Source organism: Burkholderia cepacia complex sp. TUM26381, assembly GCF_057439935.1.
Genome location: NZ_CM172007.1, coordinates 1,682,775 through 1,700,841 on the forward strand (window position 1 = coordinate 1,682,775; position 18,067 = coordinate 1,700,841).

The window sequence follows — 18,067 nt, forward strand, 5'->3', positions numbered from 1 at the left end:
TCAGGCCCCCTTCGCGGCTTGCTTCACCGCCGCGCGAATCCGGTTGTACGTGCCGCAGCGGCAGATGTTGCCGGCCATCGCCGCATCGATGTCGGCATCGCTCGGGTTCGGGTTCGACGCGATCAGCGCCGTGGCGGCCATCACCTGCCCCGACTGGCAGTAGCCGCATTGAACGACGTCGAGCTCGCGCCACGCCTGCTGGACCTTGTGGCCGGCCGGCGTCGCGCCGACGGCTTCGATCGTCGTGATCTTGCGGCCCGCGACGGCTGCGACCGGCAGCACGCATGAACGCGCGGCGACACCGTCGAGATGCACGGTGCACGCGCCGCATTGCGCAATCCCGCAGCCGAACTTGGTGCCGGTGAGGCCGACGACGTCGCGCAGCACCCAGAGCAAGGGCATGTCGTCGGGGGCGTCGACCGTGCGGGTTTCGCCGTTGATGTTGAGGGTGACCATTCAGCCTCCGGGCCGGTGTATTGGGGAAGCGGCGCGAACGATGCGCTGCGCCGTGTCGTCGTCGTCATCGCCGGTGCGTCGTGCGCAACGGGTGCCGTGCAGCCCGGGTGGGGCGAGCCGCGGCGGTGGTGTTGCTACTACGTCCTTACTCTGCCACGTCGATGCCCGACAGCACCTTGATGACGGGCGGCGCCGTGAACCAGTCGGCCGACTTCGTGCGGAATTCGCCGAAATACGGGCTCGCGAGGTGCGCGTCGAATGCAGCCTGGTCGTCGTAGATCTCGTACAGGTGCAGGTTCGGCGAGCCGTCCTGCTCGCGGAACAGGTCGTAGCGCCGGTTGCCCGGCTCGGTGCGCGTCTTGGCGACCATGCTGCGCAGCTCGGCCTCGGCGGCCTGCGCGTGTTCGGGTTTCAGGAACAGGGAAGCAATTACGTGAAGCGCCATCGTGTCACTCCTTTCGAAACGGAATCGGAAAAGCCGCCCGCCGGTGTCGTGCGACGCCGGCGAGCGGCCATGTGTTGCGGCAAAGCGGTGCCGTCGTATCAGGCCAGTTCGTCCGGGCCCACGCGTACGACGACCTTGCCGAAATTCTTGCCGGCGAGCAAGCCGATCAGCGCTTCCGGCGCGTCGGCCAGGTCAGGCACGACGTCCTCGAGCGTCTTCACCTTGCCCTGCGCGACCCATTCGCTCATTTCCTTCAGGAACGGTGCATAGCCGGTTGCATAGTGATCCAGAATGATGAAACCCTGCACGCGGATGCGCTTGCGAAGGATCGTCGACATCAGCAGCGGTACGCGGTCGGGGCCGGCCGGCAGTTCGGTGTCGTTGTAATGCGCAATGACACCGCAGACCGGCACGCGCGCATGCTCGTTGAGCAACGGCCACACCGCGTCGAACACGGCGCCGCCGACGTTCTCGAAATAGACGTCGATCCCGTTCGGGCACGCCTCCTTCAGCTTCGCGGCGAACGCCGGATCGCGATGGTCGACGCACGCGTCGAAGCCGAGCGAGTCGGTCACGTACGCGCACTTGTCGGCGCCGCCCGCGACGCCGACCACGCGGCAGCCCTTCAGCTTCGCGATCTGGCCGACCACGGCGCCGACCGCGCCGCTCGCCGCCGCGACGACCACCGTTTCGCCGGCTTTCGGTTCGCCGATCTTCAGCAGCCCCGTGTACGCGGTGAAGCCCGGCATGCCGAGCACGCCGAGCGCGTACGACGGATGTGCGAAGTCGCGGCCGAGCGGGATCAGGTCGCGTCCGTCGGACAGCGCATAGTCCTGCCAGCCGGCTCCGGCGACCACGAGATCGCCTTCGCGGAACGCGGGCAGGTTCGACGACACGACACGGCTGACCGTGCCGCCGACCATCGGCTGGCCGAGTTCGGCCGGCGGCGCATACGACGGCGCGTCGCTCATCCGGCCGCGCATGTACGGGTCGAGCGACAACCAGACCGTGCGCAGCAGCACCTGGCCGGCGCCGGGCGTCGGCACGGTGCTGGTTTCGGCGCGGAAGTTGCCCGGCGTCGGTGCGCCGACCGGGCGCGAAGTCAGGATGATCTGGCGGTTTGCGGTCTTGCTTTGCGGCATGTAAGCCTCCGTCAACAGGAATGAACGTGCTTCGTGGGCACGAACGGATCAGGGATGGACCAGCAGGAAGTGCGCGCCCGCGATAGCGGCAGCGGTCAGGCCGTCGTGGTCGCAAGCAGGCGGATGGAGCAATCGGGACAGCGTAACGCGGAGCAAGGCATTCGTCATTGATTGTCTGAGTAGACCAGTCGTCTAGAATACGGGCAAAAACAAGGCGCGCCGATGCGCGCCCGGATTACGACTGCGCTCCGTTGTTTGCAACCGGTGGCAGGTTCAGCATGCGCCGCGTCTCGGCCATGGCCCTTTCCAGCGGTATGCGGGTGCGGTGAATTTTTTCCAGCAGCGTCGCGCCAAGCCACAGCTCGTACAGGATCGCGGCGGCGTGCGGCGGATCGTCGACCTGGCCGAGCGAGCCGTCGGCGAGCCCGGCTTCGATGCCGCCCGCAAGCCGCTCGATGATCTGGCTGGTGCCGCGCCGCAGTACCGCGCGCATCGCTTCCGACAGGTCCGACACTTCCGCGCCGAGTTTCACCGCGAGGCACTTGCCTTCGGGATCGTCCGCGCACTGCGTGTGCAGCCAGTTGCCCCAGTACGTCATCAGGCGCTCGGCGCCGGTGCCGGCCTGATGCTTGAGCAGGTTGTCGAGATGCGCGAGATACCCCTCGAAATACGATTCGAGCAGCGCTTCGCCGAATGCCTCTTTCGAGCCGAAGTAATGATAGAACGAGCCCTTCGGGATGCCCGCCGCGGCGAGAATCTCGTTCAGACCGACCGCCGAAAACCCCTTGTGGAGCATGATCGGCTTCGCGATATTCAGGATGTGCTGGCGGACTTCCGCGCCTGAAGATGCATTCATGATGGCGTATGGTAGCAACGATTAGACCGGTCGTCTAGTAACGTCGAACCGGCATGTTGAGCGGCACTTTACCCGATCCCCGTCGCGCGCCCAATGGCCGGCCGGCAATCCCCTGCCCCGTTGCGTGCACGGCGTCACACGAGCGACTCGATTTCGTCGCAGGCGTTTCATCGATTTCCCGCTTAAATACGCCCGGCGTATGTGCCGGCGGTCGCAAAATGGCGGCCAGCATTGCACACGTGTGCAATGCGCCGGAACGTCGTTGCCTCCTCTCGAACCCGTGACCAGGAACGCCCCATGACCGCTTCGAAACCCGCTCGCCCGCCTGCGCCGAACCGCCGGCGCTTCATCCAGCGCGGCGCCGCGCTGACCCTGTCGCCGCTCGTCGGTACGCTGGCCGCCTGTGGCGGCGACGGCAATACGACGTCTGCGTCGTCGTTTGCCGCAACCGGCGCCTCCAATACGTCCGCACGCAGCTTCGGCATTGCCGATCGCTCGATCACGATCAATGTCGTCAACGCGATCCCGTCGACGACGCTCGCGTTCGGCAGCGCCGCGAGCCAGAGCGGCTCGACGCCGCAGGCGTCGCAAGCCCTGATCGCGACCGGACAGTCGACGGCCGTCAGTGCCTCGAACAGCTGGGGCGATTGCACGGGATCGTTCAGCCTCGCCGGCGGCGACGCCTCGTTCGCGATTGCGTACACGCATCCGTTCGGCTCGCAGCCGACCACCGTCAGCGTCTCGCCGTCGGCCGGCTACGTCGCGGGCGCCGACGGCGCGACGTTTCCCGGTCACGACTCGGTCGCGAATCTCAACCTGTATCGCGGCGTCGCGACCGCGAACGGCGCATGGGTCGTCCCGCTCGCGCAGCTCGCGACGCCGCCGGCCAACAACGGTCAGGATTTCGCGAACAGCATGTTCGGCAGCAACGTGCGCACGGCCGCTGCCATCCAGTCCGCCTATCAGAGCACGGGCCCGCTCGGCTATGTGCCGCCCGCGGATTTCACGGGCGGCCAGCTCGCGGGCTTCGTCGCGCAATGGGTGCAGCGCTGGCAGAACGGCGCGTCGTACACCGTGCTGCCCGGCGCCGACGCGCAGCTGATCGATGCGCTGAAGCAGTATGTATCGAGTGCGTCGAATGCCGGCCCGCTGACGATGTGGGCGCCGCAGATCGCGTGGCAGGCCGGCACGGACCCGGCGGTTTTCGCGTTGACGGGCTATCGCGCGTTTCCGTTCGTCGATGCGCAAGGCAGCTGGATCGCGGCGACGGTGTCCGCGTTCCTCACGCTGCTGGCGGCCGGCTCGCACCTCGTCGCGATCAGCGCGACCGGCGACCTGCCGGCGGGCGTCACGATGCAGGCGTTCGACCGCTTCATGGGGGCGAGCGGGCTGGCGACGTCGACGGATATCGGCAACTCGCACTACGCTTCGGTCGTGAACACGACGGGCCGCTACTACCTGAGCGTCGGCAGCGATTTTGCGCCGGCGAACTGCGGGCTGATCCTGTCGTTCCTGTACGGGCGCACGGTGAACAACCTGCTCGCGGGCGCCGGTACGTACAACACGTTCATCCAGCTCGAAGGCTGGCAGGCCGGCGGCTCGCGTCACAACGCCGACTACGCGACCTATCAGCAGACGTTGTGGAACATCTCGACGTACGGCGCATCCGCGTACAGCGAGAAGCGCGCGACATCGATCTTCCTCGCGCCGGCCGGCTGGACGCCGCAGGTCTATCAGACGACGCGGATGATGCCGTACGTCGGTGCGTATGCGCAGTCGAACGGTACGCCGCAGGGCTGGTTGAATACGTCGCTCGTGACGATTCCGGCCGATGCGCCGCCGTTGCCGTCGCGATATGTGACGAGCTGAGTTGAATCGGGCGTGCACGCGTTCAGGCGCGTGCCGTCGGGCCTGCTCACGGGCCGGCGTGCTCGTTCGGCGTGCGTCGATACCGGTCGGCGCACGCCTGCGGACCGATCGTCAGCGCGAGGCCTCGTCGGTGCGCTTTCTCGTGCGGGCCTTGCGGCCCTCGCGCTGGGCGGCCGGCGCCGTCTTGACGCCGCGCAGCGGCGCCCGGCGTGCGAGCACCGTCATCTCCCGCCTCAGCGCATCGAGCTCTTTGCCGCGCGCCGCATCGGTCGCCAGTGCGCCGTCGAGCTGCCCCTGAAGCACGCCGCATCGATGCAGCGCGTCGCCAAGTTGCACCTGCAGCGCGGTCTGGTCCTTTCGCTGCTGCGCATCGCGTTGTTCGGTGCGCGACGTCGCTGCGTCGAGTTCCTTCTGCAACCGCGCGGCCGCGAGCCGCTCGCGATCGATTTCCTGCAGCGCCCGCTTCTCCGATGCACGCAAGCGCTCCTCGGCGCGGCCCGCATCGTCGCGCAGCCGGTCGAGCTGGGTACTGAAATCCGCGCGGGCCTGCGCGAGCGCGCGGTCGCCTTCCGCGTTGTCGGCCGTCACGCGTTCGATTTCTGCTTGCAGCGCTTGCCGCGATGCATCGTCGGCCGCCCTCGCCTGCTCCAGCTCCTGAATGCGGACCTGCGCGGCCAGCAACGCAGCCGTGCGTTGTTCCAGCGCGGTTTCGGTGCGGGCCAGTTCGGCCTGGAGCGTCGCGACTTCCGCGTGCGCGGTTGCCCGCGCGGCCTCGACTTCCGTACGAAGTGCATCGAGCGCGGCGGCCGCGGCGGCGCTCGACCGGTTCCACAATGCCGCGACCAGTTCGCCGGCCGCCGCCTGCAGATCGGCCGGCAGGTCGGGATGCTCGATCCGGACGCGGCTCTTTTCCCGCAGCTCGGCCCAGAACTCGCCGAGGACGGCCGTCGGCGTGCTCATGCTGCCCTTGCGAACGAGCTGGTACAGGCGGTTGGCCGTGGGCGTGATGCCGAACCGGAAGAACAGCAGCGCGCACGCTTCGCGATACAGCTCGCGCGTTTTCGGGAAATCGGCCTTGAGACGCTCGATTTCGGCGGTCAGGCGGGGTTCGTCGGCAGCGAGATCGGACATGGCGGGTTTCGTCGGGAATTTGATGAATAATATAACGTAAACCGTTAAATATCCAATCATTCGTCCGGTTGAATTTGACATTATTTCTATAATGTCGAGATTGATGGGGGCGACGGTCGCAATGGTTGTCGTCACGCCCGGTTCTTCATACGCTTAGGAATCACGCCTGCCGGGAGACCCGAAATGGTGGACGTCAGATTGAACGTACCGATGGTCGATCAGAGCGGCGTAAAGAAGACCAAATCAGGAACCAAAGCACTGAACAACGCCTGCTGGTATGCGGCGGCGTGCATGGTTTCGTACTTCCACCGCCCCGGGCCGCGTGTGGGCATACCGTCGCTCTGGCGCGCGGACCAGGGGCTTCCTCAGTCGAGGATCCCCGACTTGTGCGCGAACGAGGGACTCGTGCCGCTCTTTCAGCCGACGACCATTACGCCCGAATGGCTCGCCACGGTACTGACGAAATTCGGTCCGATCTGGGCCGCCGGGCACTTCCTGGACAGGCCTGACCAGACTGAAATCGGTCACGTGATCGTCATCACGGGGATCCAGCAACGCATCGTTCATTACAACGACCCGGAGGGGCCACCTCCGCGCACGATGCTTCTGGGGACGCTCGACACCGGACGGCACCGACCCGACGGACTGCTGGTGAAAGGGTCCCACCGATATTGAATGCACGGCGGGCGCCGAGCCGCCCGCCCGGCGCGAAACGCCCCTGCAGCCGCCCCCGAAAACCGTCAACATTGCGCCATTGAAAGCCGGTTGCGCTGCCCTGCCGTGTCGTCGGCATCCATCCGCTGCATCCGCCAGGAAAACAGAAGAACCAGGAGCCCGCGTTGCGCACATTCCGGATCGGCTTCCGTGGCTTGTTCGTCAAGCTCGTGCCGACGTTCATCGTCGTGGGGTTCGTCGCGATGGTGCTGTCGTCGGTACTGACGAGCGTGCTGTGGCGCACGCATGCCGAAAGCGACATCCGCCGCTTTCTCGGCAACCTCGACCGCCCTGCACTGGCCGGCGCGGCCGGCGCCGTCGACTGGCGCGACCCGGTCGCCTGCCGCGCCGCGGCCGACGCGATGTTCTGGCAGATCGCGCGAATCGGCGCGCGCGACGTGATGGATTTCGCGCCGATGATGGGCTTCTTCGGCGCCGGCCGGCTGCAGGTGCGCATCGCGCGGCCGGATGGCGCGGGATGCGAGACGTCGCCGGCCGCGTCGCCGCTGTTGTCCGATGCGTTCGCGGCGACCCCGGCCGATTCCGCCGCACCCGACACGATGCTGCATCGCGACGGCGACTGGGCGATCGTCACGCGCGTCGCGCTGGCCGGCGGCGCGATCGCGCGGATCGGCGTGCATTACTGGCCGGGCTGGCAACTCCACTACGAGATCGCCGACGATGCATCGGCCTACGACCTGATGCGCACCGTGCTGTATCTCGGCGCGATGGGCGCGAGCTTCGCGGGACTGCTGGTCTGGTTGCTGGTGCGGCGCGTGCGGCGGATGACGGCCGCGGCCGACCGCTGGGCGGCCGGCGACCTGTCGGCGCGGATCGCCGATGCGTCGCGCGACGAGCTTGGCGCGCTGGCCGCGCATTTCAACCGGATGGCCGATGCGCTCGCGCGTGCATTCGGCACGCAGAAGGCGCTCGCGGTGTCGGTCGAGCGCACCCGCATTGCGCGCGATTTGCACGACACCGCGAAGCAGCGCAGCTTCGTGCTCGGCCTCAAGCTGACCGAACTGGAATACGAGGCGCAGCGCCACCCCGACTTGCTGCCGACCGTCGGCGCGGCGCGGCGCCTGGCCGATCATCTGCAGCAGGATCTCGACAACGTGGTGACCGGCTTCAGCCTGCCCGCGATCGCCGAGGACGGCCTGCACGCGGCCGTTTCGCACGCGGTGCACGACCTGCTGGCCGGTTCGGGCATCGACTGGTCGCTCGACTTGCCGGAAGCCGCGACGCGCGCGCTCGATGCCCATCCGGCAGCCGCGCACGAACTGCTGATGATCACGCACGAGGCAGCCGCGAATGCGCTGCGTCATAGCGGCTGCCGCCGGATCGACATCGCGTGCGAACCCGGTACTGCCGGGCGCGCATCGACCGGTTCGCCGCCGCCGCGCTGGCGATGGGTCGTGCGCGACGACGGCAGCGGCTTCGATCCGGCCGCCGTGCCCGTCGGCATGGGGCTCGGCAACCTGCGCTGGCGCGCGGACGCGCTGCCAGGCGGCATGCTCGACATCGTGTCGGGCGCGGACGGCACGCGCGTGACCGTTCATTTCAATCCGATGGAGACGGCATGACCACCATCCTCATCGCCGACGATCACGCGGTCGTGCGCGAAGGCATCCGCGGACTGCTACGGCTCGATGCATCGTTCGAGATCGTCGCGGAAACGGACGACGGCGCATCGACGATCGAGCAGGTGCGCGCGCATCGCCCCGACGTGCTGTTGCTCGACCTGATGATGCCGGGCATGGGCCACGCGGGCGCGCCCGCCGTCATCCGCGCGATTCGCACGGCCAGCGGCGATACGCACATCATGGTGCTGACCTCGTCCGACGACGATGCGCTGGCGCTCGCCGCGATCGACGCCGGCGCCGATTCGTTCCTGCTGAAATCGATGCGCGGCGAGCGTCTGCTGCAGGCGATCCACGCGGCCGTCCACGGCGAACCGACGCTGCACCCGGGCATCGCGCAGCGCATGATCGGCGCATTGCGCAAGCCGCCGCGCAGCCCGTTCGCCGCGTTGACCGCGCGCGAGCTGGAAGTGCTGCGCTGCCTGGCCGAGGGCGGCAGCAATGCGCGCATCGCGACGACGCTCGGCATCACCGAAAAGACCGTCAAGACGCATCTCGGCAACGTGATGTCGAAGCTGCACCTGTCGGACCGCACGCAGGCCGTCGCGCTGGCATGGCGCGAAGGACTGATGGCGCCGAAATCCTGACAGCCGCCGGTTCGCCGGTTCGCCGGCTCTCGGTGGCGGCGAAACGCCAGCCGCCGTTCGCGCGCTCCCCGGCGGCGCTTGCCGCGTCTGCGACTTTGGTCGCATGCATTCCCCCGCAACGACAGGACCTTCGCCCGATGTGCGGCGCGGATGGCGTCCCTAAAGTGACGCTGTCGCGCGATCGAGCGCATTCGTTACGGCGAAACCATGAGACCTGCCTGGCTGCTGTTCCTTCCTGTCGCGCTGGCGGCGTGCGCGTCGCCCGAGCCTTCCGCCGCCGGCCGCGACGTGCGCATCGTTATGCGCGACCCCGGCAGCGCCTGCCGTCATCTCGGCGACGTGACCGGCAGCCGCGGCAACTTCCTGATCGGCGGCTTCATCCCGGACGCGGCGCTCGAGACCGGCGCGCGCAACGACCTGAAGAACCGGGCGGCCGAACTCGGCGGCAACGTCGTGGTGCTGCTCACGCAGCGCGGCGTGCAAAGCGGCAGCTTCGACGGCGGCTACCTGCGGCAGACCGGCGTCACGCTGACCGGCAGCGTCTATCGCTGTCCGGGTACGGGAGCGTGACATGCGCCTCTTCGCGACCCTGATATGGAGCCTCGGCATTTCCGGCTGGCTGCCCGGCTGCGGCGGCGACGCCAACGAACCCGCCGTGCCGGGCGGCCTGCCGCCGGCGCCGCGCGAGAGGCTGCGCGCCGCGTTGCAGGACGACGCATTCGTGCCGCAGACGCACGGCATCTGGGCGCTCGCCGGCACCGGCGCCATCGCCGAGATTGGACCGCACGGCGCCGTCATCTACACCACGACGCGCACCGGCAACCTGTGCTGGCGCGATCCCGCGTACAACGCGAGCACGAAGGCGACTGCCGCCCTGATCGGGATGTATGCGCACTGGCGCGGCGACATGATCTTCACCGATTCGCCCGACGGGCTGCAACTGCATGCGCGCCCACTGGCCGCGCTGCCCGACGCGTGCCGCACGGCGGGCAGCGGCGCGTCGTCGCCGCTTGCGACTTACGACGCGGTCGCGGCCCTGCTGCTCGATTACTACTCGTTCGCGGCCGACTACGACATCGACTGGCCAGCGCGCATCGCGCGGCTGCGTCCGCAGGCGGCCGCGGCCGGCAGCGACGCGGCGCTCGCGCCCGTGCTCGACGCGCTGCTCGCCGCACCGGTCGATGCGCATACCAGCATCGGCGACGAAAGCGATTCGTTCACGCTCGGCTGGCGCGACGAAAACGCGCCGCAGCAGACGTTTCGCCGGTTGCGCCACGCGTGGACGCAGGAGGCGCCCGATACGCCGTTTCCGGCCTGGCTCGGCGTCTGGCATGCGCGCCAGACGCAGGCACGGCTCGGCTTGCTGCGCGCCGATGCGCGCGGCATCGAATTCGACGGCAGCGTGGTCTGGGGCGTGCTAGACGGCAATATCGGCTATCTCGCGATCGACCGGATGGGCGGCTTCGCGGGCGCTCCGATCACCGACATCGAACAGGATCGGGCCCGGCTGGCCGGCAAGCTCGATGCCGTGTTCGAGCGGCTCAAGGAGACGCGTGCGCTCGTGCTCGACCTCGCGTTCAACCAGGGCGGCGCGGCCGAGATCGCGCACGACATCGCCGCCCGCTTCGCCGACCGCAAGCGGCTCGCCTATACGCGTGCGCTGCCGCAGGCGGCCGGCGTCGCGCCGCAGCCGTTCCACGTCGAACCGGGCGGCGCCGTGCGCTACGCGAAGCCGGTCGTCGTGCTGACGAGCGACGTCACCGTCAGCGCCGGTGAATACCTCGTGCTGATGATGCGCACGCTGCCGCACGCGGTCCAGGCCGGACAGACCACGCAGGGGGCGTTGTCCGGCGGCTTCGGCAAAGGGTTGCCGAACGGCTGGATGATGGGCATCGCCAATCATGTGACGCGCGATGCGGTAGGCGTGTCGTACGAAGCACGGGGAATCCGGCCCCACGTGGCATTCGACGTGATCCCGGACAATGCCTCGGAGTCGGGATATGTTCGCGCCGTGACGCGTGCTGCGATGCTTGCGGCACAGCGGGCGCGGTAACGCGCCGGCGCACGCGCAGCGTGGACCGGTCGCGCCGCATCCCTGGGCTGTCATGGATCTGCCACCGTCGACCGGTAGCGTTCGGGGCTGACCCACGCTATCGACAGACGAATCCGCCATGCAGCGCACGTCGCGCGCCACGCCCCACGTTTATGCGGCCACGTCCCGCGCCCTCGCCATCAGCCTCGCGGTCAACCTGTTGCTGCTTGCCGTCGAAACGGCCGCGGCATCGGCTGCGCATTCGTCGGGGCTGCTCGCGGACGTCGCGCATGCGGCGATCGACCTCGCGGCCGATGCGCTGATCCTCGTTGCCTGCCGGCTCGATGCCCGCCTGCCGCCGGAGCGGCGACCGACCTACGAACCGCTCGCGCTCGCCGGTCTCGGCGCATTGCTCGCCGCGACCGGCGCGCAGATGATCTGGCAGGCGATGAGCCGCTTCGCGACGCCACCCGTCGTGCAGCCGGGCGCGACGGCGCTCGCGCTCGTCGCCGTCGCGCTTGCCGGCAAGGCCGTGCTGTCGCACTGGATGCTGCGCAAGGCGCGCGAGACCGGTTCCGCGCTGCTCGAGGCGAGCGGCTGGCACGTGCGTACCGATGCGCTGTCGTCGTTGCTGGCGGCGCTCGCGATGAGTGCGGCGCTGGTCGGTTTCGGCCGCCTCGACGATCTGGCCGCGCTCGCGATCGGCGCGCTCGTGATCCGCACGGGCGCCGGTTTCATCCGGCGCGGCTGCGCGCAATGGCCGGCGTTGGCCGCATGGGCCGATCGCTCGACGCGCGGGTCGTGAACGCGGGCAGCATCGGCGTGCATTGAGCGCCGCTACCCGCTTCGGGCGGCGCAGAATGAAGAAGAGGCTCGCGTTGCGCGAGCCTCTTTTGCGTGATGTCGTCACCGCCGTTCGGCGCAGGACGCATCGGCCGGTGTCGATGTATTGCCAGACGAATGCATCCCTGGCCGATCAGTCGGCATCGAGCCTGCGGCTTACCCGAGCGGCACGACACTCCCGAGCAGGATCCGCACGAGCGTCGCCTGACGCGTGACGCCCGTCTTCGAGAAGATCGCGCGCAAGTGGGTGCGCGCCGTGTTCTTGCTGATCCCCGATTCCTCGGCCGCTTCCTCGAGCGTCAGCCCGTTCGTCAGCAGCAGCGCGAGCGACGTCTCGGCCGGGGTCAGGTCGAACAGCTTGCGGATGATCTCCTGCGCCCCCTGCGGCTTGCGGTCAGGGTCGCGCAGGAACAGCGTGACGGCCGGCCGCCGCTTGTTGTCTTCCGACCAGTCGGACAGCAGCACCGTGCGCACCAGCAGACCCAGGCGCGGCTTGTCGAAGCTGCGCGTGATCGGCATCGCCTCGACGGTTGCCGCGGCCGTGCCGTGGTGACCCATCACCGCATGGCGGATCAGCCGCTTCAGCGTGCGGTTCTCCTGCGCGTCGGTCGCCTCGATCGTGCCGCGCGCAATCGTCAGACCGTTGTTCTGCTTGAGGATCTCGTCGGCGACGCTGTTCATGTCGATGATCGTGCCGTTCTCGTCGAGCGCGATCGTGCCGACCTGCATGCGGTCGATCGCATTCGCGTAGATCGAGCGTTCGACCTCGGCCGAATCGAGCCGCGAATGCAGTTCCACCGCGCGCTTCAGGTGCGGCAGCAGCAGCGCGCAGATCGCCTTGTCGCGCGCGGAGAACTGCTTCGACGCATGGTTGCGGCAGACGCGGAACCGGCATTCGACGCCCGACGGCGTGCGCAGGTCCGCGCCGAGGATATAGCGCACGTCCTGCGGCTTCAGGAACTGCTTGTACAGTTCGCTCGACAGCCAGCCCGTGTCGCCGAACACGTCGTCGACCGTGACCACGCGATCGGCCGGCAGGCCGACGAACGGGTCGAGCGAATAGTAGTAGTTGTTGTACGACGCCTCGCCGTCGCCCGGCACGACCGGGCCGAATTCCGAGGCGTGCACGGACAGCGGCGCGCGGCGATCGCTCGCGGCCGCGCGCAGGATCAGCGTCACGTAGTTCGCCTGCAGCCAGCGACGGACGAGCTCGAGCGCACCGGCCCACGGCGGCGTCTCCAGCGGCCCCTGGTAAATGCGTGCCATCAGCTCGCTGAAATCCGCGACGCCGATATCGGCCTCGTCACTTGTTGCCTGGCTCTCTTGCGGAGCCCATCTCGTCTCCATCAGCACGCTCCATCCTCCATACGACATGTTTCCGGTGCGACCACCCGCGCCGCCATGATTAAGACGCGTCTAAATTCCGGCGTCATCGGGAGATTCACTGAATGGTGAGAATTGGTCATTCGCGCAGACGAACCATCGTCCAATCGGATGATGTGGCGCCCTGCCTGCTGCGCTGGAATGCCCGTCAGGCCGTGCCGGCAAGCATCCGGCGCGGACTCAGGGAAAACCGCGACACGGGTTTACCTGATTCAGACCGCTTCCGATTCAGACAGGAGTTCCCATGCCGCTCGACCCTCAGGCGCAGGCGCTGCTTGCCGCATTCGCCCAGGCCCCCGCGATCGATTTCGCGCAGCTCACCGTTCCCGCGTACCGCGCGAGTCTCGCCGCGGGCGGCGCCTTCGCGCCCGGCGACACCATTGCCGCCGAAGAGGACTGGCAGATCCCGGCATCGGGCCGCCCGTTGTCCGCACGGCTGTATCGGCCCGACGCCGACGGACCCTTGCCGCTGACCGTGTTCTTCCACGGCGGCGGCTTCGTGTCGTGCGGCATCGATTCGCACGCGAACCTGTGCCGCAGCCTCGCGCGGCGCGCGCGTACGCTCGTGCTGTCGGTCGACTACCGGCTCGCGCCCGAAGCACGCTTCCCGGCCGCCGCACACGACGCATGCGACGCCGTGCGCTGGGCGGCGGCCAGTGCACGCGATCTCGGCGCGCGTGCCGGTGCGGTGGCCGTGGCGGGCGACAGTGCGGGCGGCAACCTCGCGGCGGTCGCCGCGCTGCAACTGCGCGACTCGGGCGTCGCGATCGCTCACCAGTTGCTGTTGTATCCGGTCGTCGATTGCGCGACCGAGCATCCTTCGTACGAATCGCTCGGCGACGGCTATTTCCTGACGGCCGACATGATGCGCTGGTTCAAGCATCACTACTTCGACGACGGCGCCGATCGCGCGTCGCCACTCGCCAGCCCGCTCGCCACGCCGGACGTCGCGGGCGTTGCCCCGGCGACGATCGTCAGCGCCGAATTCGATCCACTGCGCGACGAGGCCGAAGCGTATGCGCTGCGCCTCGCGCAGGCCGGCACACCGGTGACCCTGGTGCGCTGGCCGGGCCAGTTGCACGGTTTCGCGAGTATGCTCGGCGCCGTCGACGCGGCCGATCGCGTGCTGACGTTCGGCGCCGCCGCGCTGCGCCGCGCGTTCGACGCCACGGAGTCGCAATGACGCTCGCCAGCACGCTGGAGATCGTCGACGAGCTTCGTGCGGGCCGCATGGTCCTGCTCGTCGACGAAGAGGATCGCGAGAATGAAGGCGATCTCGTGATCGCCGCCGATCACGTGACACCCGACGCGATCAATTTCATGGCGCGCTTCGGGCGCGGGCTGATCTGCCTGACGCTGACCGCCGAGCGCTGCGAGCAACTTCGGCTGCCGCCGATGGCCGATCACAACGGCACGCCGTTCGGCACCGCGTTCACCGTCAGCATCGAGGCGGCCGAAGGCGTGACGACCGGCATTTCGGCGGCCGACCGTGCGCATACGATCCGCGCGGCGGTGCGGGAAGGCGCGCGCCCCGACGATCTCGTGCAGCCCGGCCACGTGTTCCCGATCGCCGCGCGCCCGGGCGGCGTGCTCGTGCGTGCGGGTCACACGGAAGCCGGCTGCGATCTCGCGGCGCTGGCCGGGCTCACGCCGGCGTCGGTGATCTGCGAAGTGATGAACGACGACGGCACGATGGCGCGCCTGCCGGAGCTGAAGACGTTCGCCGCGCATCACGGGCTGAAGATCGGCACGATCGCCGACCTGATCCACTACCGCCGCGAGCACGAATCGCTCGTCGAGCGCGTCGGTGAGCGGCCGCTGCATACGCCGTGGGGGCGGTTTCGCGCGATCGAGTATCGCGACGCGGTGCACGGCGCACCGCATCTCGCGCTCGTGCGCGGCGAACCCGATCCCGCGACGCCCGTGCTGACGCGCGTGCACGAATGCCATTCGTTGCTCGACCTGCTCGACGCGGAGCCGTCCGCGCATTCGTGGCCGTTGCATGCGGCGCTGCAGCGCATCGACGCGGCCGGTTGCGGGGTGGCGGTGCTGCTCGATTGCGACATGCGCGGCGACGCGATGCGGGTGCCATCCGGCACGGTGCGCCGCGACGGGCGTGTGACGGGGATCGGATCGCAGATCCTGCGCGACGTCGGCGTGCGGCGGCTGAACGTGCTGTCGAGCCCGTTCCGGCTGCCGGCGCTGTCGGGGCACGACCTGGAGATCATGGCGTTCATCCCGCTCGGGGACGACGATCCGGAAAGCGCACGGGGCGGGCACGGGAGTCCGCTGCGGGCCGCTTGATGCGTCGATGCACGGGCGTCGTGCGCGACGCCTGATGCGGGATGGTCGGCCGGGTGGACGCTCGACAGGCTATCGTTTGTTTTCGCGAAATGCCGCCTCGGGTCGGTATTTCGCCGACGCATGCCGACGTTCATGTCCAGCGGGATGCCGGCTTGCCGCCGCCTCGCGCCATGACTCATCCACCCGGACGATGCGAGCCCGCACCACCGCCCCACAATGGTCGCCGTGCCCATTGCCGACGCCCGCGCCCTCATGGAATCTGCCGACCTCACGACCGCATTCAGCCCGCTGCAGATCGGCCCGCTGACGCTGCGCAACCGCCTGATCAAGTCCGCCACCAACGAAGGCATGACGCCGAACGGCGTGCCGTCGCGTGCGCTCGTCGGCTTTCATGAGCGCATTGCCGAAGGCGGCGCCGCGCTGACCACCGTCGCGTACTGCGCGGTCAGCGACGATGGCCGCACGTTCGTCGACCAGGCACGGCTCGACGTGCCGACGGTCCGCCAATTTCGCGCGCTGACCGATGCCGTTCATCGCCACGGCGCGGCCGCTTCCGCGCAGATCACGCACGGCGGCTGCTTCACGTTCCTGCCGTCGCTGTCGACGAAACGGCCGTTGAGCGCGTCGGGCGGCTTCAACAAGGTCGGCGTGATGAGCGGCCGTTTCCTGAAACAGGCGATGACGCGTGACCAGATGACGACGATCGCCGGCGAATTCGCGCAGGCGGCCCGGCATGCACGTGACGCCGGCTTCGACGCGGTCGAGATCCACATGGGGCATGGCTACCTGCTGAGCCAGTTCCTGTCACCGCTGTATAACCGCCGCCGCGATGCATACGGCGGCGACGCGGCGAGCCGGGCAGCGTTCCCGGTCGAGGTGCTGCGCCGCGTGCTCGACGCGGTGGGTCGAGATCTCGCGGTGGTCTGCAAGATCGGCGTGACCGAAGGCGTGCGCGGCGGTGGCACGGCCGACGACGCATGCGAGATCGCGCGGCGCCTCGAAGCGGAAGGTGCGCACTTGCTGGTGCTGAGCGGTGGAATGAATGTCGAATCGGTGTGGCAACTGTTCGGCAGCCCGTTGCCCGGCGACGCGCGTGCGAATGCCGACAACGCGATCGTGCGGGCCGCGATGACGCTGCAGAAGCTCACCGAACCGAAGATGGGCGCATTTCGCGAGATGTATTTCCTCGAGCATTCGAAGCAGGTGCGCGCGGCCGTCAGGATGCCGCTCGCGTATCTCGGCGGCGTGCGTTCGCGCGACAACGTCGAACGGGCGATGCGTGAAGGGTTCGACGCGGTCGCGCTCGCGCGTGCGCTCGTGTTCGAACCGGGTTTCGTCAACGGACTGCGCGACGGCAGGCTCGTGCAATCGGGCTGCACGTCGTGCAACCGCTGCGTCGTGTCGATGTACACGCCCGGCGGCACCGCGTGCGTGCTGCGCGAGCCGAACGACCCCGCGCCGAACCGCGTGCCGGCCGCCGGCGCTTGACGTCTGGATGCGACGCGTAACGCGGGCGCCGTGACCGCTCAGCCGGCGTCGCGCGCGCGGGCGAGCGCCGCGAGGTTGCCTTCCCCGAACCCGTGGTGCCCCTTGCGCTGCACGATCTCGAAGAAGATCTCGCCGGGCAGCCGTTTGACGAAGGTCTGGAAGAACAGCCTCGGCACGCCGTCGCTGCCGATTTCGCCGTCGACCAGCACCGCGCGGCGGCGCAGTGCGTCGAGATCGAGGCCGTGCCCCGGCAGCCGCGCATCGACGTCGTCGTAGTAGCGTGCCGGCGGCTCGATGAATTCGACGCCGTTCGCGCGCAGCGCATCGACGCACGATAGGATGTCGTCGGTGGCCAGCGCGACGTGCTGCACGCCTTCACCCGGGTGATCGGGCAGGTATGCGTGCATCAGCTCGGTGCGCCGCGTGCCTTCCTCGTAGACCGGAATCCGCACTGCGCCGCACGGCGACACCATCACGCGCGATTCCTCCGACACATGCCAGTGCGCATCGATTTCGTGGATCTCGCGAAAATGCAGCAGGTCGTGGTAGAAATCCAGCCACTCCTGCATGCGCCCCGCGCCGACGGTTTGCGTGAAGTGGTCGACCTGCTGCAGGCCGACGCCCACGCAGTCGAGATCGGTATGCGCGGTCGCGATGTCGATCGGCCGGAAATCGATGTCGAAGATCGAGATGTCGCCGACGCCGCCGCGCTGGCCGTCCCGCCCGCGCCAGCGGTCGACGAAATAGAGGTGCGAATCGCCGATGCCCTGGATCGCCGGGATCTTCAGCTCACCGACACCCACTTTTTCGCCCTCGAACGCCCACGCGCCGAGCTCGATCGCCCGTTCGAACGCGCGCCGGGCGCTCGCCACGCGCAGCCCGATCGCACAGACGCCCATCCCGTATTCCTCCGCGTAGCGCGCGGCGAACGAATCGGGCTCGGCGTTGATCAGGAAATGCATCTGCCCCTGCCGGTACAGCGTGACGTTCTTGCTGACGTGCCGTGCGATCGCCTTGAACCCGAGTTGCCCGAAGCGCTGGGCCAGCGCTTCCGGCACGGGCGCCGCGAATTCGACGAATTCGAGGCCGGCCATCCCGAGCGGATTGGCGGCCGGATCGGCGACGGGCGGCGTATCGCTGGACAGGGGGGGGGAATTGCCGGGCATTCCAGTCTCCG

General features: G+C 68.5%; 17 protein-coding genes. 10 read left to right on the top strand and 7 right to left on the bottom strand.

Annotated elements, in window-relative coordinates; translation table 11 throughout:
- The 4 genes from ACWMMN_RS24250 to ACWMMN_RS24265 all read right to left on the bottom strand — a co-directional run bounded on the left by ACWMMN_RS24250 (position 1) and on the right by ACWMMN_RS24265 (position 2,899).
- The gene (locus ACWMMN_RS24250; RefSeq protein ID WP_048244466.1) at positions 1-456 is read right to left on the bottom strand and encodes a (2Fe-2S)-binding protein; all 456 of its coding nucleotides are present in this window, start codon (positions 454-456) and stop codon (positions 1-3) included.
- Between the two features lie 145 nt (positions 457-601).
- Positions 602-901 (bottom strand): putative quinol monooxygenase, encoded by a 300-nt coding sequence (locus ACWMMN_RS24255; RefSeq protein ID WP_006482784.1) that lies wholly within the window; start codon positions 899-901, stop codon positions 602-604.
- A 98-nt stretch (positions 902-999) separates the two neighbouring features.
- Positions 1,000-2,043: an NADP-dependent oxidoreductase gene (locus tag ACWMMN_RS24260; protein WP_059240560.1), complete on the bottom strand. Its 1,044-nt coding sequence runs from the start codon at positions 2,041-2,043 to the stop codon at positions 1,000-1,002.
- A gap of 235 nt (positions 2,044-2,278) precedes the next feature.
- Positions 2,279-2,899 (bottom strand): TetR/AcrR family transcriptional regulator, encoded by a 621-nt coding sequence (locus ACWMMN_RS24265; protein ID WP_059240561.1) that lies wholly within the window; start codon positions 2,897-2,899, stop codon positions 2,279-2,281.
- A gap of 297 nt (positions 2,900-3,196) precedes the next feature.
- Here ACWMMN_RS24265 and ACWMMN_RS24270 point away from each other — a divergent pair, with 297 nt between their 5' ends.
- Positions 3,197-4,768, top strand: a complete 1,572-nt coding sequence (locus tag ACWMMN_RS24270; protein WP_486424072.1) for a hypothetical protein — start codon at positions 3,197-3,199, stop codon at positions 4,766-4,768.
- A 111-nt stretch (positions 4,769-4,879) separates the two neighbouring features.
- Here ACWMMN_RS24270 and ACWMMN_RS24275 read toward each other — a convergent pair whose 3' ends face one another.
- Complete coding sequence (locus ACWMMN_RS24275; RefSeq protein ID WP_486424095.1) at positions 4,880-5,899, bottom strand: DNA-binding protein; 1,020 nt, start codon at positions 5,897-5,899, stop codon at positions 4,880-4,882.
- 183 nt (positions 5,900-6,082) lie between these two features.
- Here ACWMMN_RS24275 and ACWMMN_RS24280 point away from each other — a divergent pair, with 183 nt between their 5' ends.
- The 6 genes from ACWMMN_RS24280 (at position 6,083) to ACWMMN_RS24305 (ending at position 11,677) form a co-directional block, all read left to right on the top strand.
- Complete coding sequence (locus ACWMMN_RS24280) at positions 6,083-6,574, top strand: papain-like cysteine protease family protein (RefSeq protein ID WP_059240564.1); 492 nt, start codon at positions 6,083-6,085, stop codon at positions 6,572-6,574.
- Between the two features lie 164 nt (positions 6,575-6,738).
- Entirely contained in the window at positions 6,739-8,196 is a 1,458-nt protein-coding gene (locus tag ACWMMN_RS24285; protein WP_256086390.1) for a sensor histidine kinase, read from the top strand.
- Positions 8,193-8,840 carry a response regulator gene (locus ACWMMN_RS24290; protein ID WP_256086391.1) on the top strand — a complete coding sequence of 216 codons (648 nt, stop codon included), beginning with the start codon at positions 8,193-8,195 and terminating at the stop codon, positions 8,838-8,840. The genes ACWMMN_RS24285 and ACWMMN_RS24290 overlap by 4 nt, the downstream gene beginning before the upstream one ends.
- Positions 8,841-9,047: 207 nt before the next feature.
- The gene (locus tag ACWMMN_RS24295) at positions 9,048-9,410 is read left to right on the top strand and encodes a DUF4156 domain-containing protein (protein ID WP_486424073.1); all 363 of its coding nucleotides are present in this window, start codon (positions 9,048-9,050) and stop codon (positions 9,408-9,410) included.
- A gap of 1 nt (position 9,411) precedes the next feature.
- Positions 9,412-10,893 carry a S41 family peptidase gene (locus tag ACWMMN_RS24300; protein WP_486424074.1) on the top strand — a complete coding sequence of 494 codons (1,482 nt, stop codon included), beginning with the start codon at positions 9,412-9,414 and terminating at the stop codon, positions 10,891-10,893.
- Positions 10,894-11,011: 118 nt separating this feature from the next.
- Positions 11,012-11,677, top strand: coding sequence for a cation diffusion facilitator family transporter (locus tag ACWMMN_RS24305; RefSeq protein ID WP_174992181.1), 666 nt, complete (start codon positions 11,012-11,014; stop codon positions 11,675-11,677).
- A gap of 194 nt (positions 11,678-11,871) precedes the next feature.
- Here ACWMMN_RS24305 and ACWMMN_RS24310 read toward each other — a convergent pair whose 3' ends face one another.
- Positions 11,872-13,062 carry a helix-turn-helix transcriptional regulator gene (locus tag ACWMMN_RS24310; RefSeq protein WP_059240569.1) on the bottom strand — a complete coding sequence of 397 codons (1,191 nt, stop codon included), beginning with the start codon at positions 13,060-13,062 and terminating at the stop codon, positions 11,872-11,874.
- Between the two features lie 280 nt (positions 13,063-13,342).
- Between ACWMMN_RS24310 and ACWMMN_RS24315 the strand changes: the two genes are divergently transcribed.
- From ACWMMN_RS24315 to ACWMMN_RS24325, 3 genes are all read left to right on the top strand, one after another.
- Positions 13,343-14,281, top strand: coding sequence for an alpha/beta hydrolase (locus tag ACWMMN_RS24315; RefSeq protein WP_486424075.1), 939 nt, complete (start codon positions 13,343-13,345; stop codon positions 14,279-14,281).
- The gene (gene ribBA, locus ACWMMN_RS24320; protein WP_342704839.1) at positions 14,278-15,402 is read left to right on the top strand and encodes a bifunctional 3,4-dihydroxy-2-butanone-4-phosphate synthase/GTP cyclohydrolase II; all 1,125 of its coding nucleotides are present in this window, start codon (positions 14,278-14,280) and stop codon (positions 15,400-15,402) included. The genes ACWMMN_RS24315 and ribBA overlap by 4 nt, the downstream gene beginning before the upstream one ends.
- A gap of 252 nt (positions 15,403-15,654) precedes the next feature.
- Complete coding sequence (locus ACWMMN_RS24325) at positions 15,655-16,890, top strand: NADH:flavin oxidoreductase (RefSeq protein WP_174992184.1); 1,236 nt, start codon at positions 15,655-15,657, stop codon at positions 16,888-16,890.
- Positions 16,891-16,928: 38 nt separating this feature from the next.
- Here the strand turns inward: ACWMMN_RS24325 and ACWMMN_RS24330 are convergent, their stop codons facing one another.
- On the bottom strand, positions 16,929-18,056 hold the full coding sequence (locus ACWMMN_RS24330; protein WP_486424076.1) for a 4-hydroxyphenylpyruvate dioxygenase family protein: 1,128 nt from the start codon (positions 18,054-18,056) through the stop codon (positions 16,929-16,931).
- Between the last annotated feature and the right edge of the window lie 11 nt (positions 18,057-18,067).